Source organism: Pontibacter sp. GD13 (assembly GCF_058216355.1).
This window is the reverse complement of sequence record NZ_JBYZMQ010000006.1, coordinates 168,757-191,557: the sequence shown is the minus strand read 5'-3', so window position 1 is coordinate 191,557 and position 22,801 is coordinate 168,757. Positions and strand designations below refer to the sequence as shown.

At 49.8% G+C, this 22,801-nt stretch carries 27 protein-coding genes and 1 pseudogene; 13 read left to right on the top strand and 15 right to left on the bottom strand.

The genetic code is table 11. The features are described 5' to 3' along the window. Window positions 1-5: 5 nt before the first annotated feature. The 3 genes from hemB to AC4BAN_RS10820 all read right to left on the bottom strand — a co-directional run bounded on the left by hemB (window position 6) and on the right by AC4BAN_RS10820 (window position 1,861). Complete coding sequence (hemB, locus tag AC4BAN_RS10830; RefSeq protein ID WP_490564419.1) at window positions 6-977, bottom strand: porphobilinogen synthase; 972 nt, start codon at window positions 975-977, stop codon at window positions 6-8. A 120-nt stretch (window positions 978-1,097) separates the two neighbouring features. Then, complete coding sequence (locus AC4BAN_RS10825) at window positions 1,098-1,346, bottom strand: putative signal transducing protein (RefSeq protein WP_490564418.1); 249 nt, start codon at window positions 1,344-1,346, stop codon at window positions 1,098-1,100. 29 nt (window positions 1,347-1,375) lie between these two features. Further along, entirely contained in the window at window positions 1,376-1,861 is a 486-nt protein-coding gene (locus AC4BAN_RS10820; protein WP_490564417.1) for a CPBP family intramembrane glutamic endopeptidase, read from the bottom strand. A 79-nt stretch (window positions 1,862-1,940) separates the two neighbouring features. Here AC4BAN_RS10820 and AC4BAN_RS10815 point away from each other — a divergent pair. After that, a pseudogene (locus tag AC4BAN_RS10815) lies at window positions 1,941-2,720 on the top strand (IS5 family transposase). A gap of 373 nt (window positions 2,721-3,093) precedes the next feature. Here AC4BAN_RS10815 and AC4BAN_RS10810 read toward each other — a convergent pair. From AC4BAN_RS10810 to AC4BAN_RS10775, 8 genes are all read right to left on the bottom strand, one after another. Then, window positions 3,094-3,600, bottom strand: a complete 507-nt coding sequence (locus AC4BAN_RS10810; RefSeq protein ID WP_490564416.1) for a CPBP family intramembrane glutamic endopeptidase — start codon at window positions 3,598-3,600, stop codon at window positions 3,094-3,096. A gap of 213 nt (window positions 3,601-3,813) precedes the next feature. Then, window positions 3,814-3,996, bottom strand: a complete 183-nt coding sequence (locus AC4BAN_RS10805; protein ID WP_490564415.1) for a hypothetical protein — start codon at window positions 3,994-3,996, stop codon at window positions 3,814-3,816. A gap of 23 nt (window positions 3,997-4,019) precedes the next feature. Further along, the gene (locus AC4BAN_RS10800; RefSeq protein WP_490564414.1) at window positions 4,020-4,208 is read right to left on the bottom strand and encodes a hypothetical protein; all 189 of its coding nucleotides are present in this window, start codon (window positions 4,206-4,208) and stop codon (window positions 4,020-4,022) included. A 66-nt stretch (window positions 4,209-4,274) separates the two neighbouring features. Next, window positions 4,275-4,562: a DNA-binding protein gene (locus AC4BAN_RS10795; RefSeq protein ID WP_490564413.1), complete on the bottom strand. Its 288-nt coding sequence runs from the start codon at window positions 4,560-4,562 to the stop codon at window positions 4,275-4,277. Between the two features lie 53 nt (window positions 4,563-4,615). Further along, window positions 4,616-6,769 (bottom strand): peptidase domain-containing ABC transporter, encoded by a 2,154-nt coding sequence (locus AC4BAN_RS10790; RefSeq protein WP_490564412.1) that lies wholly within the window; start codon window positions 6,767-6,769, stop codon window positions 4,616-4,618. A 1-nt stretch (window position 6,770) separates the two neighbouring features. Then, window positions 6,771-7,823: an HlyD family secretion protein gene (locus AC4BAN_RS10785; protein ID WP_490564411.1), complete on the bottom strand. Its 1,053-nt coding sequence runs from the start codon at window positions 7,821-7,823 to the stop codon at window positions 6,771-6,773. A 362-nt stretch (window positions 7,824-8,185) separates the two neighbouring features. After that, a complete protein-coding gene (gene rocD, locus AC4BAN_RS10780) occupies window positions 8,186-9,427 on the bottom strand; it encodes an ornithine--oxo-acid transaminase (RefSeq protein ID WP_490564410.1) in 1,242 nt (413 codons plus the stop codon). Window positions 9,428-9,572: 145 nt separating this feature from the next. Then, on the bottom strand, window positions 9,573-9,887 hold the full coding sequence (locus AC4BAN_RS10775) for a hypothetical protein (RefSeq protein WP_490564409.1): 315 nt from the start codon (window positions 9,885-9,887) through the stop codon (window positions 9,573-9,575). A gap of 162 nt (window positions 9,888-10,049) precedes the next feature. Between AC4BAN_RS10775 and AC4BAN_RS10770 the strand changes: the two genes are divergently transcribed. The 8 genes from AC4BAN_RS10770 to rimO all read left to right on the top strand — a co-directional run bounded on the left by AC4BAN_RS10770 (window position 10,050) and on the right by rimO (window position 15,635). Continuing rightward, on the top strand, window positions 10,050-10,223 hold the full coding sequence (locus tag AC4BAN_RS10770) for a C1orf53 family protein (RefSeq protein ID WP_490564408.1): 174 nt from the start codon (window positions 10,050-10,052) through the stop codon (window positions 10,221-10,223). A 134-nt stretch (window positions 10,224-10,357) separates the two neighbouring features. After that, window positions 10,358-10,597, top strand: a complete 240-nt coding sequence (gene rpmB, locus AC4BAN_RS10765; RefSeq protein ID WP_439881069.1) for a 50S ribosomal protein L28 — start codon at window positions 10,358-10,360, stop codon at window positions 10,595-10,597. Then, window positions 10,597-12,213 (top strand): aminopeptidase P family protein, encoded by a 1,617-nt coding sequence (locus AC4BAN_RS10760; RefSeq protein WP_490564407.1) that lies wholly within the window; start codon window positions 10,597-10,599, stop codon window positions 12,211-12,213. Before rpmB ends, AC4BAN_RS10760 begins: the two co-directional genes overlap by 1 nt. A gap of 135 nt (window positions 12,214-12,348) precedes the next feature. Next, window positions 12,349-12,537 (top strand): 50S ribosomal protein L33, encoded by a 189-nt coding sequence (gene rpmG / locus AC4BAN_RS10755; protein ID WP_490564406.1) that lies wholly within the window; start codon window positions 12,349-12,351, stop codon window positions 12,535-12,537. A gap of 2 nt (window positions 12,538-12,539) precedes the next feature. Further along, window positions 12,540-12,692, top strand: coding sequence for a DUF4295 domain-containing protein (locus AC4BAN_RS10750; protein ID WP_299826285.1), 153 nt, complete (start codon window positions 12,540-12,542; stop codon window positions 12,690-12,692). Between the two features lie 108 nt (window positions 12,693-12,800). Then, complete coding sequence (ftsY, locus tag AC4BAN_RS10745) at window positions 12,801-13,760, top strand: signal recognition particle-docking protein FtsY (protein ID WP_490564405.1); 960 nt, start codon at window positions 12,801-12,803, stop codon at window positions 13,758-13,760. A gap of 9 nt (window positions 13,761-13,769) precedes the next feature. After that, window positions 13,770-14,318 (top strand): carboxypeptidase-like regulatory domain-containing protein, encoded by a 549-nt coding sequence (locus AC4BAN_RS10740; RefSeq protein WP_490564404.1) that lies wholly within the window; start codon window positions 13,770-13,772, stop codon window positions 14,316-14,318. A gap of 3 nt (window positions 14,319-14,321) precedes the next feature. Further along, complete coding sequence (rimO, locus tag AC4BAN_RS10735) at window positions 14,322-15,635, top strand: 30S ribosomal protein S12 methylthiotransferase RimO (RefSeq protein WP_490564403.1); 1,314 nt, start codon at window positions 14,322-14,324, stop codon at window positions 15,633-15,635. A gap of 68 nt (window positions 15,636-15,703) precedes the next feature. Here the strand turns inward: rimO and AC4BAN_RS10730 are convergent, their stop codons facing one another. Then, window positions 15,704-16,084: a PH domain-containing protein gene (locus AC4BAN_RS10730; protein WP_490564402.1), complete on the bottom strand. Its 381-nt coding sequence runs from the start codon at window positions 16,082-16,084 to the stop codon at window positions 15,704-15,706. Window positions 16,085-16,425: 341 nt separating this feature from the next. On the opposite strand from AC4BAN_RS10730, the gene bshC reads away from it, so the two are divergent. Further along, window positions 16,426-18,006, top strand: a complete 1,581-nt coding sequence (gene bshC / locus AC4BAN_RS10725; protein WP_490564401.1) for a bacillithiol biosynthesis cysteine-adding enzyme BshC — start codon at window positions 16,426-16,428, stop codon at window positions 18,004-18,006. Beyond that, window positions 18,006-18,587, top strand: coding sequence for a 5-formyltetrahydrofolate cyclo-ligase (locus tag AC4BAN_RS10720; protein WP_490564400.1), 582 nt, complete (start codon window positions 18,006-18,008; stop codon window positions 18,585-18,587). Before bshC ends, AC4BAN_RS10720 begins: the two co-directional genes overlap by 1 nt. Window positions 18,588-18,598: 11 nt before the next feature. Here AC4BAN_RS10720 and AC4BAN_RS10715 read toward each other — a convergent pair whose 3' ends face one another. The 3 genes from AC4BAN_RS10715 to mnmC2 all read right to left on the bottom strand — a co-directional run bounded on the left by AC4BAN_RS10715 (window position 18,599) and on the right by mnmC2 (window position 21,035). Then, window positions 18,599-19,681, bottom strand: coding sequence for an endonuclease/exonuclease/phosphatase family protein (locus AC4BAN_RS10715; RefSeq protein WP_490564399.1), 1,083 nt, complete (start codon window positions 19,679-19,681; stop codon window positions 18,599-18,601). Between the two features lie 172 nt (window positions 19,682-19,853). After that, window positions 19,854-20,192: a hypothetical protein gene (locus tag AC4BAN_RS10710; RefSeq protein ID WP_490564398.1), complete on the bottom strand. Its 339-nt coding sequence runs from the start codon at window positions 20,190-20,192 to the stop codon at window positions 19,854-19,856. Between the two features lie 162 nt (window positions 20,193-20,354). Beyond that, complete coding sequence (gene mnmC2 / locus AC4BAN_RS10705) at window positions 20,355-21,035, bottom strand: tRNA (5-methylaminomethyl-2-thiouridine)(34)-methyltransferase MnmC2 (protein ID WP_490564397.1); 681 nt, start codon at window positions 21,033-21,035, stop codon at window positions 20,355-20,357. Between the two features lie 145 nt (window positions 21,036-21,180). On the opposite strand from mnmC2, the gene AC4BAN_RS10700 reads away from it, so the two are divergent. After that, on the top strand, window positions 21,181-21,612 hold the full coding sequence (locus AC4BAN_RS10700) for a thioesterase family protein (protein ID WP_490564396.1): 432 nt from the start codon (window positions 21,181-21,183) through the stop codon (window positions 21,610-21,612). A 17-nt stretch (window positions 21,613-21,629) separates the two neighbouring features. After that, window positions 21,630-22,703: a dual-specificity RNA methyltransferase RlmN gene (rlmN, locus tag AC4BAN_RS10695; RefSeq protein ID WP_490564395.1), complete on the top strand. Its 1,074-nt coding sequence runs from the start codon at window positions 21,630-21,632 to the stop codon at window positions 22,701-22,703. Window positions 22,704-22,801 lie beyond the last annotated feature (98 nt).

Genomic DNA, 22,801 nt, shown 5'->3' with positions numbered 1-22,801 from the left:
GCAAATTACCGCTTTAGCACCTGCGCGTATTCTTTGGCGAAATAAGAAAGTATAACATCGGCACCGGCGCGCTTTATACTTAGCAGGCTCTCCAGCATGGCCTTCTCCCCATCCAGCCAGCCTCTTTCGGCGGCGGCTTTCACCATGGCGTATTCCCCGCTCACGTTGTAGGCGGCAATCGGCAGCTGTGCGTTTTCGCGCAGCAGCTTGATGATGTCCAGGTAAGCGAGGGCAGGCTTCACCATCAGATAGTCGGCGCCTTCCTCGGTATCGAGTGCGGCCTCCAGCAATGCCTCACGGCTGTTGGCAGGGTTCATCTGGTAGGTTTTCTTGTCTCCTTTTTTGGGTGCCGAGTCCAGGGCATCGCGGAAGGGGCCGTAAAAGGCGCTGGCATACTTGGCGGTATAGCTCATGATGCTTACTTTTTCATAGCCATTCGCGTCGAGCACCTTGCGGATGTGCGCCACACGGCCGTCCATCATGTCGGAGGGGCCTACTATGTCGGCTCCGGCCTGTGCCTGCGTCAGGGCCATTTTGCCCAGCACTTCCAGCGTTTCGTCGTTCAGGATCTCCCCGCCTTCTACAATGCCGTCGTGCCCGTCGGAGCTGTAGGGGTCCATGGCGACGTCGGTCATCAGCACAGCCTCCGGGAAATTGCGCTTCACCTCCCGGATCGCGCGAGCATACAGTCCATCCGGATTATGGCTTTCAGAGGCATACTTGTCTTTCAGTTGCTCGGGTATACTGGCGAAAGGGGCAAAGGCATTCACGCCCAGGTCCAGGCAGGCGGCTACTTCTTCTAAAAGCGTATCGATGGAGAAGCGGTTAATGCCCGGCATGGAGGCAACCGCTACACGCTGGTTCTGGCCTTCTATAATAAAGAGCGGGAAAATAAAATCGTTCAGGCTCAGGCTTGTTTCCTGCACCATGTTCCGGATCACCTCGTTCTGGCGATTGCGTCTTGGTCTTCTGATCATACGTAAAAAATCCTTTACAAAAATTGTTCAAAATCAAGTTGCTGCAAAGGTACGGCGAAAGCGGGGGAATTAGAAAACGGGGTGGCTTTAATTGTATGGGTGCAGGATTTTACTGGTCGTTTATTGTGGCAGGTCAGTGTTGAATTCCTCCAGCAGCTGGTGAGCCTGCTCTCTGTCGAGGCCCGAAACGATCAGCTTCACCGGGTTAAAACCACCCGACGACACTTGCCAGGGGGCAATGCTGCCCATGTGCTCGTTCTGCACAAACACATAGATGCCGTGGTTCTCCAGCATGTTCTTAATGATAGAGGCCCGGTGGAAGTCGCCGGCGAAAATCTGTACGGGTTTGTTGTTTTCTTGCTGATCCATTTTTGTTTTATGCTACTGTAACGTCACATTTAAATGACAGTCACCTCTTTGATCTCATCAAAGTTTTGCGAGGTGTCCGATTTGGTTGTCATATCTCCAGAGAGATGAATTGAGCGGTTAAATTTGCTTCTCATTAGATAAATAAAATAAGAAGAGAAGGCAAGCAAGGTAAGTGCAGCTATAATAATGAACACTGAAACACTCCCGTAAATATCTGATACGGCCGCAACGCTCGTGCTGCCATACTTATAGTTTAAGTAGCGTCCTCCTAAAGCTGCCAAATTAGCAATAAAGTGGAGCAGTATTGTTATACCTAAACTTTTTGTTTTATAAAAAACCCATCCAAAAAACAACCCAAACACCAAAGCACCCATTACTTGTGTAGGTACCACATGAAAGAACCCAAATATAGTTGCTGACATAAAAATAGCTATCTTGGGTGATTTGGATGTCAGTAAGCCTTTTAAAATGATGCCTCTAAATATAATTTCTTCAAGTATAGAGCTTATAATCACTGCTCCTTAGAGGCTGTTTTGATTTGTTTGGATAAAAAAGCAGGTGCCGGTTGTTTAGGTAAGAAAAGTTTGCAGACTTATGATTTACCCAAGCAATTTAACCGACACCCAATGGCAATTTATAGAAAAGATCTTAGACGATGAAACGCTGCAGCGCAGGCGCCAGTGGCCTCTTCGGCGTATTTTCGATGCTATCTTCTACGTCCTTAAAGGTGGGATTCAGTGGCGCATGATGCCCTCGGACCTTCCACCTTGGCAGACAGTTTACTACTATTACCGCAAATGGCGGGAGAATGGTTGCTGGGAGCTGCTCCACGATCATCTCTCCAAGCAGGTCAGGCGCAAGCACGGCAAAGCGGATTCCCCGAGCGTGGGCATCATTGACTCGCAGCGCGTAAAGACTGTGCAGCAGGGCGGCAAGCGCGGCTATGACGCGGCCAAGCAGGTGAAGGGGCGCAAAAGACACCTGATGGTCGACACACTGGGGCTGCTCATCGTCCATCGGGCAGATGTTGCGGAACGGCAGGGCGCCCGGTGGCTGCTGGCAAGGGCAGCGGCGCGAATAGCCGATTTCAACCGCCTGAAGCTCTTTTTTGCAGACCAGGGTTACAGCGGGTTACCCCTGTGGGAGTGGGTGAAGAACACCTTTCGCCATCTGAACTGGAAGTTGGAAATAGTAAATAAAATACATCAGAAGGTATTTGAAGCATTGCCGAAACGATGGATTGTGGAACGGACCTTCGGTTGGCTCAACCTCTACCGAAGGCTCTCCAAAGACTAGGAGTACTTGACTAAATCATCCGAGACAATGATAAAGGTGACCATGATTCACATCATGCTTAACAAACTTGATAAATGAAATCAAAACAGCCTCTAATACTAACGGAATAGAAGCAAAAGGATGGCTAGTACTGCTGTTCAGGCTTAATATTTACCCAAAAACCTTGCCCACAGGTATATTGAGGCCAAACTGAAAGGCTATCACGATTAAAATGAGAGCGGAAAGAATGGTTAGTCTATTAAGGCCAAAGTTAAAAGTCAACTGAATATTTCTTTTAGCATTTATAAAGTAAACCATAATTATCAACGATAAACAATATGCAATAAATACAACTGTCATTTCTAATTCCTGAGAAATGCTGCTTAAGTTCAAAAATAAGATAGAGGCAGCAGGTACAGCGCTAAGAATAAGTGTTCCAATAATTTGCAAAAAAATGTTAGGGAATAGGCTGCTAGTTAAATATGTAATTGTGGATGAACGAATAAGAATTTATAAGAGCATGAGCTAAACAGACTAATAAGAATTGTGGTTTTTGTTTGGCTTGAATCACCAAATACAATGCGCCCAAAATTAAGCCCGGCAAAAATGCAAAAGCAATATAGTATAAATCGTGGGAGTGGGCTAGTGCAAATATTATTGTAGATACTACAAGGGCTATAAATCTGGACTTTAGTAAAATTACTACTGTTTCAATGATAAATGTCTGAAATATGATAGTCTCTATTATTGGGGCAAAAACTGCCACCATTATAAACATTACTAGAGGTGATAAGTTTTCAAGGCCCGATATTTTTAAACTATTTCCAGCAAGATGCTCTAGTATAAAAGATGAAGAAACATTGTAAATTACTGCTAAAAAAACTGTTCCTGTAATTAGCGTTGATAGTTTGTATTTAGCTAATATAGATATAGCATCATCAAAGCCTTTGTCTAATTTAGAAATATAGCTTAAAACCATAATTGGAACCTAAATTATTGAAAGAAAAAACTTAGTAACATAAAAGCTTGTAGTATAGAGAATCTTGCTTAAATCGAGTAAACCGGACATGTTTATTAAGTATAAACTAATGAATATAGTAGGCGGTATTAGTATTTGAACAATATTTCTTTTCTTCATATCTGAATTTTTATTGTACAGGCAACAGTAGCTGTTGCCTGTACATAACATTACTTATTTACATGGGTCGTAATTGTAGTCTTTCCCAGCTGAAGCATCCTGTACTCCAGCTTTAATTGAGTCAAATTCTGACAATAAGTAAAAAGCAGCTGCTATAGCAACTCCAACCCAAATGCCCCCTTCAACTGAAGTAGATTCCTCTCGACTTAATTCTACTAAATGATATCTCGAATTCATAATGTTATTTTTAGTATTAATGATTAATATTTAACTGGCGCCCAGCCTGCTCCTCCATTTGAGGTGTTTATTGTAAGCTCTACACTGGCAAATGCTTCAACAACTTTAGTTCCATAGAACCCATGCCAATAGCCTATTTCGGTGCCGCCACCAACAACAGATAATTCTTCCATTGTTAGCTCATATAGATTAATTTCTTTTAAGTTATTCATATAATTTATATTAACATTATTCTCAACACTTACAGGCTGCCGACATCACCTTTATTAACCGGTTAACTAATGTAAAGCTATGCTTCTACAATCCAGTAAAACTGGACGTAAGAAAATATTTCCGCCTAAAATTTCAACGCTTTCCTGCTCCGTCACAACCTTCAAGGAAAATATTATTTCCAGTTTACCATTGCCGGTATAATAGAAGGTGTTTCTTTGCCTGGTATAGCCAATAGTTAAGCCTTCGTCTTTTAAATAGTCGATAATGTTGTAGAGCTGCGCCCTGCTGATATCAAGCCTGCTGGCCAGTTCCTCTGGTGTGCCCGTTCTCTCTTTCCGTACTAGCTCGTCCAAGTACTTTATCCGTTCTATGTACTTCCTAAAGTTCATACCACTCTCATTGCTGCTTAATTCAATACTAAAAGTTGTTTGTTTATCATCTCAAAATAGCGCTCGCGTTTGGTCAGCAACTCCGCGTGTGTGCCCTGTTCTACCAGTTTGCCGTTTTCCAGCACAAACAACAGGTCAAAGTCTTTTACGGCGGCCAGGCGGTGCGTAATAAAAATCACGGTTTTGCCGGCCTCCGCCAGTTTGCGGATAGTCAGCTGCACAAATTCTTCTGATTTGGGGTCGAGGGAGGAGGTGGCTTCGTCCATAATCAGCACTTCCGGGTTTTTGTACAACGCCCTGGCAACGGCAATGCGCTGTTTCTGGCCGCCTGATAAAGAGGCACCGTTTTCGCCCAGGTACGTGGCAAAACCGTTTGGCAGACCTTCTATAAAGTCCATCATGCCCAGTTGGACGCAAATGCCCACAATGCGCTGTATGTCCGGCTGGTAATCGCCGAGGGCGATGTTGTCGATTACATTGCCAGCAAATAAATCCACTTTCTGGGGCACTACCGTCACCAGTTGCCGCAGGCTCCTGTTTTCGATATACTTCAGGTCATAGTCGCCGATGTGTACGCTGCCCTCTTGCAGCGGGTACAGGTTTTGCAGGATGGAGATGAGGGTGGGTTTGCCGGAGCCGCTCTCCCCGATAATGCCCGTTATTTTGCCTTTTGGGATGGTCAGGCTCAGGCCCTCAAACACGTTTTTGCGGGTGCCGTAGCGGAAATGCACAGCCTTCAGGTGTATGTCGCCGATAAACTCTTTCTTCAGCTCAAATTTGTTCTCATTGCTCTCTACCTCCAAGTCCATGATTTCAAACAAACGGTCTGCCGCAATCATGGCATTCTGGATGGTCTTGTTCATGCCTATCAGCGTACTCACTGGTCCAGTAAAATACCCGATGATGGCGTAGAAAGACAGCAGTTCTCCCGGTGTAATCTGGTTGTCGAGCACATAACCCGCGCCTACCCAAAGCAGCACGATGGTGAACGCCCTCGAAATAGTCTCGGAGGAAGTACCTGTGAAGATGTTGTTGACGCCTGATTGATAGACCGTGCCCAGCAGCTTGATAAAGCGCGTCTCCGATTTCATGTTGGCGTGGTCTTCTATGCCGAAGCGCTTGATAGTGCCAGCCGCTGTAATAGACTCCACCATTTGCGACTCCAGCTCGGCTGAATCTTCCATCAGCACTCGCTCCACCTTACGGTTCAGCTTATTGGTGATGAAGTATACCAGCGCATACAGTGGGATAATCAAGAGTATAACAAGCGCCAGTTTCCAGTAGTAAGTGAACATGAGGGCAAAAGCAAACAGCACGATAAACACGTTCACCATCAGGTTAATGGAAACATCGTTGATGAAGGCCCTAATCTTTACTGCATCGTTAATCCTGCTGATTATTTCGCCCACGCGCATGGTGTCGAAGAACTGCTGCGGCAGCGTAAGCAGGTGCTTATAATAGCCAAGTATGAGGCGGGCGTCAATCCTCTGCCCCGTCTTCAGCACAAAAAGTGTCTTATACACCCCGATGAGCACCTGAAAAGCCAACAGCACCAACATCACCACGCTCATCAGGTTTAGCAGGTTTCTGTTGCCATCTGCAAAAACGTTGTCTACTATCTTCTGCACGTAAATGGCCGTAGACAAACCCAGCACGGTATATATAACCGCGCCAAACAGCGCCTGAAGCATCACGGACTTGTGAGGTTTTACCAGAAACCAGAAGCGCTGATAAACAGAAACGGTCTGGTTCAGTGTCTTAAAGTCGTCGTTTGGCATCAGCAGCACCAGCACGCCGCTCCACAGTTCCTTAAACTCCTCATGCGGAATTTTGTGCATCCGGCCGTCAGCAGGGTCCATCACGAGTATGTGTTTCTGGGTTGCTTTATAGATGACTACGTAGTGGTGCAGCCTGCCTTTAATGACAACATGCGCAATAGTAGGCGTGGGAATCTTAAACAAACTGTCGAACTCGCCCCGTACGCCTTTAGCAGAGAAGCCCATTTTCTGGGCTGCCTCAATTAAGCCCAGCACATTTGTGCCTTTCTGGTCGGTAGAGGCCATCTGTCGGATCTTGGAGACAGGAAGCCTCAATTTATAGTAGCTGGCAACAGATGCCAAACAAGCCGCCCCGCAATCGGTCATGTCCCGTTGTTTCACGTTGGCGCTCATACTATATGGTGTTGATGGTTGGGTTCATCCAGTCGTCCACTTTATCGTACGTCAACTGAAACAGGCTGCGGCGTGCCACCAGAAACCTGCCGTTAAAGGTCATGCCTTTTTTTATCTCGCCTTTGTAGCCGTTTTGTAGCGAGAGATGCGTCTGGTCGAGCGCACAAACAACACGAAAGGCAACCTGCTGCTCTGCCACCAGCGTCAGGTCATCGGCTATTTCTGCCACGTTGCCTTTGCCCAAGCCCCAGTCGTTGTAGTTAAAGGCGTCTACCTGAAAGGAAACGCGCTGGCCGTGCTTGATGAAACCTATATCTTTGGGAGAGAGGTAAACGACTGCCAGTATAGTCGTGTCTGGAGAGATTTCGGCAATTTTCTGGTTGGGGAACACATAGTCGCCCTCTTTGATGTTTTTTGCGCTTAACAGCGTGACGCTCACACCGGCTGTTATCTTATAGCTGGTTTTCTGGTCGTGGAGCAGCTTCACCCTGTTCTCCAGTTGGCTTAGCTCGTTGGCGTAGGAACTTGCTTCCTGTTTCCACTGCGCCAGCTGCTTTTTAAAGTGGAGTTCGAGGGCAGCCTTGGCTTGCTCATTCTTCGCCTTCGATTCATCGAACTCCATAAAAGCAATAACTTTTGCGTCGTAAAGCAGTTTGTTCCGCTCAAAGTCCCTTGTGGCCTTTTCTAAACCTGCATTCAGATTTTCAAAAGCTGAGAAGAACTCATAGTATGCCGCTGCATACACCTCCGTTTTAAATGAACCTGCTTTTGCTGTAGCTATGTCAGTCCTGTTCAGGCTTTTCAGGTCAGCAAGGAAATCATGCAGCAAAGCAATTCTTTGGCTGTGCCCCTGTAGCTCCAGGTCCAACTGCTCAGTTTCTATCTCGGCAAGAACGTCTCCCTTTTTTACCTTATCGTTTTCCCTGAACCGAATGGTGTGTACCCTGCCGGAAACAGGCACGAACACCTCGTTTCTTTCAAGGGAGCTTTGGAAGGTGCCTCTCGCCTGAACAGAGAGATCGACATGTATAAACGGCAAACTCAGGAATGCCACCAGAAGGAACCAAATGGAGCTGAGGTAGATGGCTTTCTATCGTACTGCTATCCTACTCTGATAGCATTCAGAGGACTCCGCAATAACAGCAGCGGGGAAGATTGTTTTCATATAAATAATCGCAGATGATTTAGATCGTGTATAATTTTAGATATAAAATTATACTGTCTCAAGTCATTTTTAGAATATTTATACTCTATATATAGCACATTCTGGCGTAAGCAGTAAAAATATTTATTGCAAGGAGTCAATTTCCACGATGCTTGTTTCAGATGCTTTGGTACATAACATCAGGTGTTTTTTAGGGCACAAAAAAGGGTGAAGCCGCTGCCTCACCCTTTTCGTTTAAGCCTTACCGGTGCCTAAAAATTCATGATTACTTCTTCAATGATATCACAGCACGCATGCAGCTGCTCTTCTGTGATCACCAGCGGCGGCGCAAAGCGGATGATGTCACCGTGTGTTGGTTTGGCCAGCAACCCTTTGTTCATCAGCTCCACACACACGTCCCAGGCCGTCTGGCCTTTGTCGTTGGGGTTGATCACGATGGCGTTCAGTAGTCCTCTGCCCCGCACCAGCGTTACGATCTCGGGGCGCTTTTCCATCAGGCGGCGCATGCGGTCCCGGAACAGTTCACCCAGAACACGGGCATTCTCGGTCAGGTTTTCTTCTTTGATCACCTCCAGGGCGGCAATGGCCACCACAGCCGCCAGCGGGTTGCCGCCAAACGTAGAGCCGTGCTCGCCTGGTTGGATGCACAGCATGATGTCGTCGTTTGCCAGCACGCACGATACCGGCAGCACACCACCCGACAGGGCCTTGCCAAGTATAAGGATGTCGGCGTGCACATCATCATACTTGCTGGCCAGTATTTTGCCGGTGCGGCCAATGCCTGTCTGAATCTCATCGGCCATCAGCAGCACGTCATATTCCTTGCACAGGGCGTGCGCTTTTGCCAGGTAGCCGTCGTCGGGCACTACCACCCCGGCCTCGCCCTGGATCGGCTCCACCAAAAAACCGCAAACGTTCGGGTTCTCTTTCAGGGCCTCCTCCAGCGCGTTGATGTCATTGTAAGGAATCACTTTGTAGCCCGGCATGTAGGGGCCGAAGCCTTTGGTGGAGTCGGGGTCGGTGGAGAAGGAGATGATGCCCGTGGTGCGGCCGTGGAAGTTGTGCTCCACCACGATGATCTCGGCGTTGTGGGGGGGAATGCCTTTTTTCATGTAGCCCCACTTGCGGGCCAGCTTTATGGCTGTTTCCACAGCTTCGGCGCCGGAGTTCATGTAAAGCGCTTTTTCATAGTTAAAGTACTCGCAGATATATTGCTCTGCCACGCCCAGCTTATCGTTGTAAAAAGCGCGGGAGGTCAGGGTGAGCTGCTTCGCCTGCTCTACAAGCGCCTGGATGATCTGCGGGTGGCAGTGGCCCTGGTTCACGGCGCTGTAAGCCGACAGGAAATCATAGTAGCGCTTGCCTTCCACATCCCATAGGTAAACTCCTTCGCCGCGGTTAAGCACGACAGGTAGTGGGTGGTAATTATGAGCGCCGAATTCGTGCTCTATGTCCATCGCCTGCTGGCTCGAGGTGATTGTTTGCGTATCCATAGTTTTTTAGTTTTCAAGTTCCTCTGAAATAAACAGGTGCCCGGCCTTTGCAAAACAGGTACTGTAAATATTACAGATCCAATTATTTATGGTTGTAAAAATAGCGAATAGGTCGCTCTTTTAAAACTTATGCCCTTATGTGGGGCTAATAGCGCTGTTGCTTAGCCTGTAAGCAACGGTCAAACACGGCCCGGAAACCCTCCGGGTCGTACTGGGCATAGGTGTTTGTCATCAGGCCAAAGGTGTTGTCGGGCGTCCGGAAGCCGTACACCTCGCAGGTGCCCTGAGCGTTGCCGGGTGCTGCTACCTGGTGCCGCTCTATAAGCGTTAACTGCTCGGGGGCGATGGCTTTATGCAGTTCGGAGCAGTACAGCTCATTGTGCTGTATGCTGAAAGTATGCGTAAAGCCTCGTAGGCGCATGGCGCTAATGGCTTCGCTGAATGTGTTGTAACGGGGCATAGGCAATTGGAGAATCGGTATAACATACAAGCGCCGCTGGCCGGTAGCTTTAGTTTGAGCCTGCTCTTGTGCTTTGTACGGCACTACACCCCGCTTAGGGTTCAACAGTTTTGGCGGATGTCGCGCAATTCACGTAATTTGCGTTAAACAAACAGCAATACAGTGAGCCAGAAGCTAACAGAGGGGGAGGATTTCTACTTTAACGCGCAGGGCCTGATGGTGCTTACGGCCAAGTACCTGCAAAAGCGCGGGTACTGCTGCAAAAATGCCTGCAAGCACTGCCCGTATGGCTTTAACAAGCACAGGCAACAGGTAGAAGAGAAAAAGAAAGTATAAAATATGTGTCAGGAATGCGCCCACACACGGCAGAATACACAATTAGAGGAAAAATATTTTAGATGCTTTTGAATTTCTGTAACTTTTTGCAGATATTTGCACCCCTATTGAAATAATTAAGAAGAAAATACAAGATGGCACGAGTTTGCGATTTAACAGGTAAAAGACCACGCGTAGGTAACAACGTATCTCACGCTAACAATAAGACAAAGCGTAAGTTTTACCCGAACCTTCAGAAGAAGCGTTTCTATATCCCGGAAGAGGATGCCTGGGTAACGCTTAAAGTTTCTACTTCGGCCATCAGAACCATCAACAAGAATGGTATTTCTGCTGTGCTGAAGAAAGCAGTAGAGCAAGGCTATATCATGTACTAATGGCAGCCTCCCGGCTGTGTGTACTGATCCTGTGGGCAACTGTTACAGCTGCCACGGCGCAGGTACGCACAAATCCGGCGCAGCCAGCTGCTACTTTAGATAAAACATTTCACCAGCAACGGAGAGAGCAACTGCGCAGGCAGCTTCCGCCTCACTCCGTTGCTGTTTTTTTTGCCGCCCCGGTGCGCAACCGCGCCAACGACGTGGACTTTTACTTCCACCAGGACCCGGACTTTTACTACCTGACCGGGTACGCCGAGCCCAATGCGGCGTTGGTGCTGTTCTCGGAACCGCAGAACGTGGCCGGAAAGCAGGTAAGTGAAATGCTGTTTGTGCAGCCCAACGATGCCCGGGCAGAACTATGGAACGGGAAGCGTTTGGGTGTGGAGGGTGCGGCCAGTGCGCTGGGGATAGCCACCGCGCCGAACACCGCCTTCGCCGGATTCCAGCTCGATACCACATCCGTGCAGCGCATACTCTTTAAGGAGCTTCCGGGGGATGTGCGCGACGATGCCGCAGACGAGGCCGACCTGTACAGCCTGCTGCAGCAGTTCAGGCAAAAGGCAGCCATTCCTGCCGGTTTTGATGCCACCCGGAACATGCTGTATGGCATGGTGCGGGAGCAAGGTGCCGCACAGCCACAGGAAATCAAGAACTACCTCGGGCAGATGATGCGTTACAACCCGGCGCTGCAGCAGGATAAATACCTGGGTAGCTACCTACAGGCTGCCACAGCCGCCGAACGCGCCAAAGCCCTGGCAGCAGTGCCCAAAAGCAGGCTGGATGCCCACACCCTGAACCAAACGCTGGCAGCGATGCGCGAGGTAAAAACACCACAGGAACTAAATCTGCTCCGGAAAGCCATCACCATCTCCGCCCTGGGCCAGATAGAGGTGATGAAGGCCATGCGCCCGAACATGTCGGAGATGGAACTGCAGGGCATACACGAGTTTGTGCACAAGAAGTACGGCGCCCAGGAAGTTGGCTACCCCTCTATTGTGGGTGCCGGCAACAACGCCTGTGTGCTTCACTACATCGAAAGCAAGAAGCCAACCGTAGGCGACGACCTGGTGCTGATGGATGTGGGGGCAGAATACAGCGGCTACACGGCCGATGTTACCCGCACGGTGCCGGCAAACGGCAAATTCACAAAGGAGCAGAAAACGATATACGAACTGGTGTTGCAGGCACAGCAGGCCGGTTTTGAGCAATGTAAAGTAGGCAACTCGTTTCAGGCACCCGGCATGGTGGCGCAGGAAGTGATTGCCGACGGGCTGCTGAAGCTCGGCATCATCAAAGATAAGGCCGAGGTGCGACGCTACTTCCCGCATGGCACCTCGCATTACATTGGCCTCGATGTACACGACGCCGGCTCCTACGGCGCCTTCAAACCCAACACCGTGATTACGGTGGAGCCCGGGGTTTACATTCCGGAGGGCAGCCCCTGCGACAAGAAGTGGTGGGGCATTGGCGTACGGATAGAGGATGATGTGCTGATCACTGAGAAAGGCTGGGAGAACCTGTCGGGACTGGCGCCGCGCACCGTGGCGGATATTGAGAAAACGATGGCACAGCCCAGCGCACTCGATGATTTTATACTTCCGAAACTGGACTAGCGGCCTGCTGGTGACAGGTTTGTGTAAGCCTTGAGTAGGTGAGGGCAAGGGTTTTACAATAAAGTTTTTACTTTGTTTGTAATTAGAGATTTAAGCTTTTATATTTGCAGTCCTAATTAAAAAATTACTGTTGAGATGGCTAAAAAAGCAAAAGGTAACAGAATCCAGGTAATCATGGAATGCACAGAGCATAAAGCGACGGGCACACCTGGAACTTCAAGGTACATCACTACCAAAAACAGAAAGAATACGACTGAGCGTCTGGAGCTTAAGAAGTATAATCCGGTATTGAGAAAAGTAACTGTACATAAAGAAATTAAATAACCATGGCAAAGAAGGTAGTTGCAACCCTAAAAACCGCCACAGGTAAAGACTGGGCAAAAGTAATCAAGGCCGTACGTTCCCCAAAAACGGGTGCATACAGCTTTAAAGAAGAGATGGTACCTGTAGACAAAGTACAGGAATTCCTTAAAAAGTAATCAGCCTCCTCTACTTATACATAGATAACACGAAGAAGTCCCGTTAACGGGACTTTTTTAGTATATTACCGTATCACCGAAAGTCTTCATCCTCACAAAATAATCGGCATGGGCATTTTTGACTTTTTCAGCAAAGAGAAGAAGAAAGAATCACTCGACAAAGGTCTGGAAAAGACCAAGGAAAGTTTCTTTGGCCAGTTAAGCAAAGCTGTGATCGGTAAATCCACAGTGGATGTGGATGTGCTCGACGAGCTGGAGGAAATTCTGGTGCATGCCGATGTGGGCGTGGGCACGACGGTAAAGATCATCGACCGCATTGAGAAGCGCGTGGCCCGCGACAAGTACGTGAACACCGATGAGCTGGACCGGATTCTGCGCGAGGAGATTGCCGCCCTGCTGGAGGAGAACAACGCCGGCGACGGGGCTAACTTTGAGCTGCCCGCAGGCATCAAGCCCTATGTGATCATGGTGGTTGGCGTGAATGGCGTGGGCAAGACCACCACCATCGGCAAGCTGGCCGCGCAGTTTCACAAGGCCGGTAAAAAGGTGGTGCTGGGTGCCGCCGATACGTTCCGGGCTGCCGCAGTGGACCAGCTGATCATCTGGGGCGAACGCGTGGGTGTGCCCGTGGTATCGCACGGCATGAACACCGACCCTGCCTCCGTAGCCTTCGACGCAGTGAAGAAAGGCGTGGAGATGGACGCTGACGTGGTGATCATTGACACGGCCGGACGCCTGCACAACAAGGTGGGCCTGATGAACGAACTCTCGAAGATCAAGCGCGTGATGCAGAAGGTAACCGAGGACACGCCACACGAGGTGCTCCTGGTGCTGGATGGCAGCACAGGCCAGAACGCCCTGCTGCAGGCCCGCGAGTTCACCAAAGCCACCGACGTAACCGCCCTGGCGATTACGAAGCTGGATGGTACCGCCAAGGGAGGTGTGGTGATCGGAATATCAGATGAATTTAAAATACCGGTGAAATACATCGGAGTTGGCGAGAAAATTGAGGACCTACAGTTATTCGACAAGAACGAATTCGTAGCATCTTTCTTTTCACGCAAATAGTACATACCCATGGACAAGTTCCTGCTTCTGCCGCTGGCGCTGTTGCTCTCTTATTGCAACGGCTCCAAGCACGCCCACCAAACTGAAAGCAACACCAGTAACATGGAGCAATCAGGCACCTCTGATCAAACCCAGGCACCTGTTGGCAACACCAGCCGGCAGCAAAACCACCAGGCCCCGATAACGCAGGGAATGACCGGTAAAGTGCTTTGGAAAGCCGGCAACCAAATGCCCTCCCCGGATGTGCAGCCAAGCACAGGCAAGGGGGTAGCGCGCACGCTCTACATCTATGAGCTCACCAATTCCAGTCAGGCAACTACCACCGAAGGTGTTTTTCATAGCAACATTCAAACTAATTTAGTGACGAAGGTTGTTACAGATGCTAATGGCAACTTTGCGGTTAGCCTGAAGCCCGGCAAGTATAGCCTTTTTTCGAAAGAGGAGAAGGGCCTGTTTGCCAATCTGCTGGACGGAGAGATGAACATCAACCCAATAGAAGTACAGCAGGGGCAGGTAACAAACGTGGAGTTTCTGATCAATTACCAAGCTAGTTATTAATACGTGAAAGTAAGAACATTAAAGAAGGATAAGGTAAACGTGATCACATTGGGTTGTTCTAAAAACCTGGTGGATTCGGAAGTGTTGATGGGGCAGCTGCGTGCCAACGAGATTGAGGTGGCGCACGAGTCTGAAAAAGACGATTCTAACATCATCGTGGTGAATACCTGCGGCTTTATCGATAATGCCAAGCAGGAGTCCATCGACACCATCCTGCGCTATGCCGATGCCAAAGAGGCCGGGCAGATAGACAAGCTGTACGTAACTGGTTGCCTTTCGCAGCGCTACAAAGATTCTTTGGAAGCGGAGATCCCGCAAGTGGACGCCTACTTCGGCACCCTGGAGCTGCCGCAGTTGCTCAAGAAACTGGAGGCAGACTATAAGCATGAACTGATCGGGGAACGCCTGATCACGACGCCTTCGCATTACGCTTATTTTAAGATCGCCGAGGGCTGTAACCGCCCATGCTCTTTCTGTGCCATACCACTGATGCGCGGCAAACACGTAGACCGCTCTATAGATGACCTGGTGAAAGAGGCGAAGCGCCTGGCCAGTATGGGTACCAAAGAACTGGTGCTTATCGCACAGGACCTGACTTACTACGGACTGCAGCATTACGGCGAGCGCAAGCTGGCAGACCTGCTGCGTAACCTATCCGATGTGAACGGCATCGAGTGGATCCGGATGCAGTATGCCTACCCCTCGCAGTTTCCGATGGATGTGTTCGATGTGATGAACGAGCGGGAGAATATCTGTAAGTACATGGACATGCCGCTGCAGCACATTTCGGATAACATGCTGAAGACCATGCGCCGTGGCATTGGCAAGCGCCGCACCATCGAGCTGGTAGACACCATCCGCCAGCGCGTGCCGGACATCGCTTTAAGAACCACCCTGATCTCCGGTCACCCCGGCGAGACAGACCAGGATTTCCAGGAGCTGTACGATTGGGTAGAGGAGACCCGGTTTGACCGCCTGGGTATATTCACCTACTCACACGAGGAGAACACCCATTCGCATACTTTAGAAGACAACGTGCCGGAGGAAGTGAAGCAGGAGCGTGCCGATGCCATTATGGAGCTGCAGCAGGGTATTTCTGTGGAGCTGAACGAGGCAAAGGTAGGCAAGACCTACAAAGTGCTGTTCGACCGGAAAGAGAGTGGCTATTTTGTAGGCCGCACACAGTTCGACTCCCCGGAAGTGGACAACGAAGTGCTGGTGCCAGCCGACAACAATTACGTGCGCCTGGGCGATTTCGCCCAGGTGAAGATCACCGGTTCCTCGGATTTTGATCTGTATGGAGAGGTAGTGCCTTAATCACTTCGCGCCCCTTCTAAAACAAAGCCCTTAGCTGTATACAGCTAAGGGCTTTGTTTTAGAAGGGATTACTTCAGTACATGCTTACTCAGCACACGATACGCCTCGTTGATGTTGTTGCCCTTGCTGAAATCCTGTTTGATGGTGGGCTCACTTTCGCCGGTAAGCCATATTTTAAGCTCAGCGTCCAGGTCTGCGATACCCGCGCTCTCTCTCGAAAATTTTTTGATGCTACTGTAAGGAATACTCTGATAGTCAATCTTGGTGCCCGTAATACCCTGCTTGTTCACTACGATCAGACGCTTGGTAGTAAAAACGAGCATATCCCGTATCAGTTTGTAAGCACGTTCGATGTGCTCATCCTCTATCAGAATTGGTTGAAACTCTTTGGTTATTTTCTCGATAGACACCTCAGACGCGTGCCCCATCATGCCACTTAATAAACCCATAGTATAGTGTTCTTGGTTAGGCATGTTTACGTACAAAAGCAGATAGGTTTGCAGTTTTGACTATATGTGACTGAAAAGGATAGGTTTGAAATAAAGCTAAGAATTGAATTTTGGATGCCGTAGTTGCGGCAGAATACGAAAGCAAGGTATAAACGGAGCTCCTGACACAGGTTGTTACAAGTCCGGATGCGCACCGTTCTCATCATCCAATCTATCCAAAATCCTGAAAATCCTGATCCGGACAAAAAATAAAACCTTTACTTTGTGATGAAGCGGCGATTTGCTGCAACACAATTCGGGCAAAACTGTTAAAAGGGCTATACCCAATGCCCGATATGCTGATGGAAGTATCAACCACGATGAAGATCACCAAAATAGATTATGCCGCAACAGGCGCCTTTTCACAAACTGTAGCCGATTATCTCTCCCGTAACGAAAAGCTAAAGTCATTTTATAACCACTTTCCGAGCCCCGAAGCTTTTGGATCCCAACTAAAAGAGAAAACCTTTGGCACGACGCAACGCCAGACCCTGCACCAGGCCCTGGAACAACAGTACGCCTCCCTGCAGGAGAGGCATCCGGCGGTACAGCAAAACCTGGATCTGCTGAAGGAGCATAACACTTATACCGTTACTACGGGCCACCAGCTCAATATATTTACCGGTCCTTTATACTTTGTCTACAAGATCATCACTGCTATAAATACCTGTAAACAGCTGCGGGCAGCCTACCCCGATCACAATTTTGTGCCGGTTTACTGGATGGCCACCGAAGACCATGACTTTGAGGAGATCAACCATTTCAACCTGTTTGGCAAAGAGCATAGCTGGCAAACGGAGCAGACCGGTGCCGTAGGCAGGTTTTCCACAGATGGGTTGGAGCAGGTGCTGGAGGAGCTGCCGGAAGCCTACCCTGTTTTTGAGGAAGCTTACCGCAAGAGCAAGAACCTGGCCGATGCCACCCGCGCCATCACGCACGCACTTTTCGGGGAGTACGGCTTGATAAGCATAGACGGCGACGACGCCCTGCTGAAGAAGGCCTTTACACCTGTTGTCGCCCGCGAGCTTACAGAGCAGTTCTCTAACAAGCTGGTGGAGAAAGCAAGCGCCGCGCTAGAGCAGCAGGGCTACAAATCGCAGGTGTACGCGCGCGAGATCAACCTGTTTTACCTGAAGGATAGCCTGCGTGAGCGTATCGTGCTGGAGGGGGAAAAGTATATAGTGCTCAACTCCGATATCACATTCAGCAAAAGCGAGATTCTGGAGGAGGCACAGGAGCACCCGGAGCGGTTTAGTCCGAATGTGATCCTGCGGCCGCTGTACCAGGAGATCATACTTCCGAACCTGGCCTACATTGGGGGTGGGGCCGAGGTGGCCTATTGGTTTCAGTTAAAGCAATTGTTCGAGGCATGCCAGGTGCCATTCCCGATACTGATGCTGCGCAACTCTGCCTTGTACATAAACCGGGGCAATGCCAGCCGCATGCATAAATTGGGGCTGCAGCCGGCAGAACTTTTCCAGGACTACCAGGACCTGAAAAAGCAGCTATCGGGCCAGATACACGAAGAGGAGATCAGCCTGGAGGCGCAGCGCAAAACCGTGGCCGCCGCATTTGCCGCGGTGGAGCAGCTGGCCCGGGAAATAGACCCGACGCTGGTGAAAGCCGTCGGGGCCGAGGAGCAGAAGGCGCACAACGCCCTACAGATGCTGGAGAAGAAGCTCTCGAAAGCTCGCGACAGCAAGCACGAGCAAACCTTTAAGCAACTGGAAAACCTGAAAGACAAGCTGTTCCCGAACGGGAGCCTGCAGGAGCGCCACGATAACCTGCTGACCTATAAAACCAACAGCCCCGACTTTATTCCTGCCCTGGTGGATGCCTTCGATCCGTTTGAGCAAAAGTTCACGATTCTGGAGGAGGAGTAATGCACAAGGCAGAGCTACGCAGGCTGATGCTGCAAAAACGGCGTGCATTGCCACCTCAAGAGGTGCAGCAACGGAGCGAACAGATCGCAACGCTTTTTTTTGCTGCATTTCCGCTTACTGCCGGACAAACGGTGCATGTTTTTCTGCCCATCCAAAAGAACAACGAGGTTAACACCTGGCTCATAATTGAAAGACTTCGGAAAGAATGCCCTGAGGTGCGGGTAGCAGTGCCGGTTACGGACGTGGCGCAGAACATACTTACCCACCATCACCTGACGGATGAGGCCATACTCATCGAAAATACATGGGGCATTCCGGAGCCTCAAAACGCCCATATCATTCATGCCCTGGAAGTAGACGTGGTGCTGGTGCCCCTGCTGGCCTTTGATAGGGCAGGGCACCGTGTGGGCTACGGCAAGGGGTTCTATGATCGCTTTCTGGCCGACTGCCGCCCAGATGTGCTCAAGATCGGCCTATCACTAGAGCCGCCGGTAGCAAGTATAGCGGACCCGAATCCGTTTGATGTGCCGCTTAACTACGTTGTTACGCCCCAAGGAGTGTGGCCCCCCGAGCACAGCTGACCCTTTTCGTTTTATTTTGCGCAGGCCTCTTCCAGCCCTTCCTGGATGGTTTCTGTGGCTTCCTGTTGGGTGTCCTCATCCGGCGCAGGAGCCTGCTGCTCATACTTGTTCTGTGGCGAGAAACTAAGCTGGATGTAGATGGGAAAGTGGTCTGAATCAATATCCGGAAGCCTTTTTATGTGTACCAGCTCAAAGTGCTCGGAGTGGAAAACATGATCAAGGGGCCAGCGCAGGAGCGGGTAATTTGCGTTAAACGTGTTGAAAAGCCCCCTGCCTATGCGGGGGTCCAGTAAGTGACTCACCTCCTGGAACAGCTCTGTGGTCCTGGACCAGGCCACATCGTTAAAGTCGCCGGCCACCACTACCGGATACTTAGAGCCGGCAATATCGCGGGCAATCATCACAATTTCGGCGTCTCGTTTTCTGGAGTTAGGGTCCTCGGTGGGCACAGGTGGTTTTGGGTGCACGGCATGCAGCTCCACCCAGGTACCGTTGCGTAGCTGTACAAAGGTCTTGATAGACGGAATGTCGCTGTCGAGCAGATAGTAGACCTTTTTTTGCCGCAGGGGCAGTTGGCTGTACAGGTGCATGCCATAGGTGTTGCTGATCGGTATCTCCACGCGGTAAGGGTACCTTTTCGTAACCGGCTCCATGGCCTGCTGCCACACCGAGTCAGACTCCAGCAGCAGCAGGATGTCTGGGTTTTTGTCCCTGGTCAGGTCAAGCAGTTTCTCGTGGTTCAAGTTTGTCATCAGCACATTAGACACCATAATGCTGAGGTAAGCTTCCTGAGAGCCATCCTGCGGTGCTTGCTTTACCTGCACCGGGGCCAGGAAGGTGTAGGTATAAATATTAAAAGCCTGGTAAACAAAAGCCAGCACCAGGCCACCAATCAACAATTTATCGCGTTTGCGGTGGCGGCTCCCCATCCATAAAAACAGAACCAGGCAGAGCAGCGCGAGCACAAAAAGCTGAATACGCGGGTAGTCAAATACACGCACGTACCATTCCTCAGAGCTAAGGAGCGGCAAGGCGGAGGCAAGTATGGCAAATGTGCCCAGAGCCTGTATGATAACAGTCGCTGCTTTCTTCATTTTTCAGGTAAATATGTACTGCAGCGTGGGTTCAGAAATGGGTGAGCGGTTTAGTTTTACCAGTAAGCGTACGTATTTTCAGGTGTGAAGTTGAAAAGCTAACAGGTTGAACGCAGAAAGTTTCTGCAGGCGTTCAACCACAGCGATTCCTGAATTTTTACTGGAAGGGCTCCTACTTTTTCTGGCCTTTACCCATTGTTTTCAAATGTTGCACGGGGCCGAATTCGGCCTGCTCTATGGTTTTGCCACGCAGGTAAATTTTGCGGAGCTTAACTTCGACAGGGGCCATCGTTTTGGTCATGTCAGAGGCCACCACTTTTACATAAAATGCCTTGGCCTGTACCGCCGCGCCGCGTCCGAAAGCGTGCCGCTGTTCATGCTTGCTGACGGGCAGGCCCGGAATAACCTGGTAGGTAGTGCAAACCACTTCATATTTTGACTGGAACTGCTTTACCACCTCTTTTCCGATTGCCTGAATCGGCTTCAATACTTTTAGTAGTTGTGTCTTCATAAGGGGGAAATTTGGAAGAGTGCTTTTATGCGATGCAAAATAATACAATATCCATAAAATTAAAGTTCAATGGCTAAATAAATGTATCCGTGCAATAGTAATAGTAGAATAGTTATACTTTGACAGGGTAAGCCGTGCTGTCAACGAGGGAGTAGTATGTTATCAGGCAGACAAGAGCCTGATGCCCCGGGTCATCTCGCGTTTTCCCGGAGGGCCGGGTAATGCTTCTACGATAAAGCCTGCGGCCTTCAGGCTTCGTTTAAAAGAGCCTTTGGCGCAATAGGTTACCAGCGCGCCACCAGGGCGTATGGCGTTAAAGAGCTTTACAAACATTTCATCGGACCAGAGCTCGGGCTGCTTTTCCGGGGCGAAAGCATCAAAGTAAACAATGTCATAATAGGCGGCAGGCGAGCAAAACTCCTCCAGCGTTTCATGTATCTTTTGCAGCGTAAAATAAGGGATGATGCTAATTGGCTCGTTCCAGGGGGCCGCGTGCATCTGTTGGAACACATCAAACAACTCGGGGTTTAAAATGGCCTGGTCGAAGCACAGCTGGTCAACCACGTCCTGCTCCAGGGGGAATTTCTCCAGCGTGTCGTACTGAATGAAGGCCTTTTTGGCCAGGGCAAAAGGGAAGGTAAGGATGGCATTCAGGCCTGTGCCAAACCCGACTTCCAGTATTTTTATGTCTTTTTTTAGCTGGAGCACATCTTCCAGCCCGTGCTTTATAAAAACATGCAGCGACTCCTGCAACGCCCCGTGCACCGAGTGATAATGCTCATTTAATTCCGGTACATACAGGGTATTTGATCCGTCTTTGGTCTGGCGTATTTCGAGGTGCATCTTTTTTATGTTACTTTACAAATGTAAGCAATGCAACGAACAGGCTGCAACTAAAAAGTTTTATTGTGCTCATAATTTAACAGGCACAATCGCAGGCCGCAACGCAAGCGAATATCTATCAACAGGAATTACATATCCGGCAACCATGGCAAGAGTAAAAGTAACAATACCGGCGCACGTGCATTTCAAAGCTAGCATTCCGGTACGCATAACGGATCTGAATTACGGCAACCACCTGGGCAACGATGCCCTGCTTTCGATCATGCACGAGGCCCGCATGCAGCTGCTGGGCAAGTATGGCTGGAGCGAGCTGAACCTGGCTGGCGCTGGCATGATCATGGCTGACGTTGCCATAGCCTACAAGGGGGAGGGCTTTTATGGCGACGTGCTGCAAGTGCTGCTGGCTTTTGACGATGTGAACAAATACGGCTTTGATATTACCTACCATATCCTGAACCAGCACGGCAAAGAAATAGCGCGGGCCAAGACGGGCATGCTCTGCTTCGATTATACCGCGCGTAAACTTATGCCCCTGCCGGCAGAAGTAAAGGAGAATTTGAAACTAATGGCTGAGTAATTTTGTAATTTTGAGGTATGAATTTGATCGCAGACATAAACATCATCAATAGGAAGGATATCCGGAAGCTATCGCTGAACGATCTGAAGGCGTGGCTGGTGGAGCAGGGAGAGAAACCGTTTCGGGCCAAGCAGGTGTACGAGTGGCTTTGGAAGCACTCCGCACAGTCGTTTGCCGAGATGAACAACGTAAGCCTGGGCCTGCGCGAGAAACTGGAGCAGCACTTTGCCATTCACGCGGTACAGGTGGCCACCGAGCAGGTAAGCAACGATGGCACCATTAAGTCGGCGTTTAAGCTGCACGACAACAATATTGTAGAAGGCGTGCTGATTCCGCACAACGACCGTAAAACAGCCTGTGTTAGCAGCCAGGTGGGTTGCTCGCTTACCTGCAAGTTCTGCGCCACCGGTTACATGGACCGGGTGCGCAACCTGGATGCCGCCGAGATATACGACCAGGTGGTGCGCATTAACGAGCAAAGTATACGGCAGTACGGCGAAGGCCTGACCAATATCGTATATATGGGCATGGGAGAGCCCATGCTGAACTACGCCAATGTGATGAAAAGTATAGAACGCATTACGGCGCACGACGGCCTGGGCATGGCGGCAAGGCGCATTACGGTGAGTACGGCCGGCATTGCAAAACTGATCAAGAAAATGGCCGATGACGGCGTAAAGGCCAACCTGGCCCTGTCGTTGCATGCCGCCAACGACGAAAAGCGCAACCAGATCATGCCCATCAACGAGACCAACTCGCTGGATGCCATAACGGATGCCTTAAAGCATTACCACGCCATAACCGGCCGCCGGGTAACGTATGAGTACATTGTATTCGATAACTTCAACGATAGCCTGCAGGATGCTGAGGAGCTGCTCCACTTCTCCAAGATCATCCCTTGCAAGATAAACCTGATCGAGTACAACCCCATTGAGAACGCAGATTTTCAGAACACCGACGATGACCGCCTGCAGCGCTTTATTTATTACCTGGCGGACAGGGGTTTGCAGGTGAATGTGCGCCGCAGCCGGGGCAAAGACATTGACGCCGCCTGTGGGCAGCTGGCGGTTAAAGAGAAAACCATAGCATAGCCGCAGAATGGGCAGCTTGTAGCACATTTGAACTGTCCTAAACCAAAGGGGCCTTTACGCTAAAACGTAAAGGCCCCTTTGGCTTAGGACATGTTGGA

What these genes read in the sequence shown, in the direction of transcription:
- hemB (WP_490564419.1), bottom strand. Translation starts at nt 977, where the DNA reads ATGATCAGAAGACCAAGACGCAATCGCCAGAACGAGGTGATCCGGAAC.
- AC4BAN_RS10825 (WP_490564418.1), bottom strand. Translation starts at nt 1,346, where the DNA reads ATGGATCAGCAAGAAAACAACAAACCCGTACAGATTTTCGCCGGCGAC.
- AC4BAN_RS10810 (WP_490564416.1), bottom strand. Translation starts at nt 3,600, where the DNA reads ATGGTTTTAAGCTATATTTCTAAATTAGACAAAGGCTTTGATGATGCT.
- AC4BAN_RS10805 (WP_490564415.1), bottom strand. Translation starts at nt 3,996, where the DNA reads ATGAATTCGAGATATCATTTAGTAGAATTAAGTCGAGAGGAATCTACT.
- AC4BAN_RS10800 (WP_490564414.1), bottom strand. Translation starts at nt 4,208, where the DNA reads ATGAATAACTTAAAAGAAATTAATCTATATGAGCTAACAATGGAAGAA.
- AC4BAN_RS10790 (WP_490564412.1), bottom strand. Translation starts at nt 6,769, where the DNA reads ATGAGCGCCAACGTGAAACAACGGGACATGACCGATTGCGGGGCGGCT.
- rocD (WP_490564410.1), bottom strand. Translation starts at nt 9,427, where the DNA reads ATGGATACGCAAACAATCACCTCGAGCCAGCAGGCGATGGACATAGAG.
- AC4BAN_RS10775 (WP_490564409.1), bottom strand. Translation starts at nt 9,887, where the DNA reads ATGCCCCGTTACAACACATTCAGCGAAGCCATTAGCGCCATGCGCCTA.
- rpmB (WP_439881069.1), top strand. Translation starts at nt 10,358, where the DNA reads ATGGCACGAGTTTGCGATTTAACAGGTAAAAGACCACGCGTAGGTAAC.
- AC4BAN_RS10760 (WP_490564407.1), top strand. Translation starts at nt 10,597, where the DNA reads ATGGCAGCCTCCCGGCTGTGTGTACTGATCCTGTGGGCAACTGTTACA.
- rpmG (WP_490564406.1), top strand. Translation starts at nt 12,349, where the DNA reads ATGGCTAAAAAAGCAAAAGGTAACAGAATCCAGGTAATCATGGAATGC.
- AC4BAN_RS10750 (WP_299826285.1), top strand. Translation starts at nt 12,540, where the DNA reads ATGGCAAAGAAGGTAGTTGCAACCCTAAAAACCGCCACAGGTAAAGAC.
- ftsY (WP_490564405.1), top strand. Translation starts at nt 12,801, where the DNA reads ATGGGCATTTTTGACTTTTTCAGCAAAGAGAAGAAGAAAGAATCACTC.
- AC4BAN_RS10740 (WP_490564404.1), top strand. Translation starts at nt 13,770, where the DNA reads ATGGACAAGTTCCTGCTTCTGCCGCTGGCGCTGTTGCTCTCTTATTGC.
- AC4BAN_RS10730 (WP_490564402.1), bottom strand. Translation starts at nt 16,084, where the DNA reads ATGGGTTTATTAAGTGGCATGATGGGGCACGCGTCTGAGGTGTCTATC.
- bshC (WP_490564401.1), top strand. Translation starts at nt 16,426, where the DNA reads ATGGAAGTATCAACCACGATGAAGATCACCAAAATAGATTATGCCGCA.
- AC4BAN_RS10720 (WP_490564400.1), top strand. Translation starts at nt 18,006, where the DNA reads ATGCACAAGGCAGAGCTACGCAGGCTGATGCTGCAAAAACGGCGTGCA.
- AC4BAN_RS10715 (WP_490564399.1), bottom strand. Translation starts at nt 19,681, where the DNA reads ATGAAGAAAGCAGCGACTGTTATCATACAGGCTCTGGGCACATTTGCC.
- AC4BAN_RS10710 (WP_490564398.1), bottom strand. Translation starts at nt 20,192, where the DNA reads ATGAAGACACAACTACTAAAAGTATTGAAGCCGATTCAGGCAATCGGA.
- mnmC2 (WP_490564397.1), bottom strand. Translation starts at nt 21,035, where the DNA reads ATGCACCTCGAAATACGCCAGACCAAAGACGGATCAAATACCCTGTAT.
- AC4BAN_RS10700 (WP_490564396.1), top strand. Translation starts at nt 21,181, where the DNA reads ATGGCAAGAGTAAAAGTAACAATACCGGCGCACGTGCATTTCAAAGCT.
- rlmN (WP_490564395.1), top strand. Translation starts at nt 21,630, where the DNA reads ATGAATTTGATCGCAGACATAAACATCATCAATAGGAAGGATATCCGG.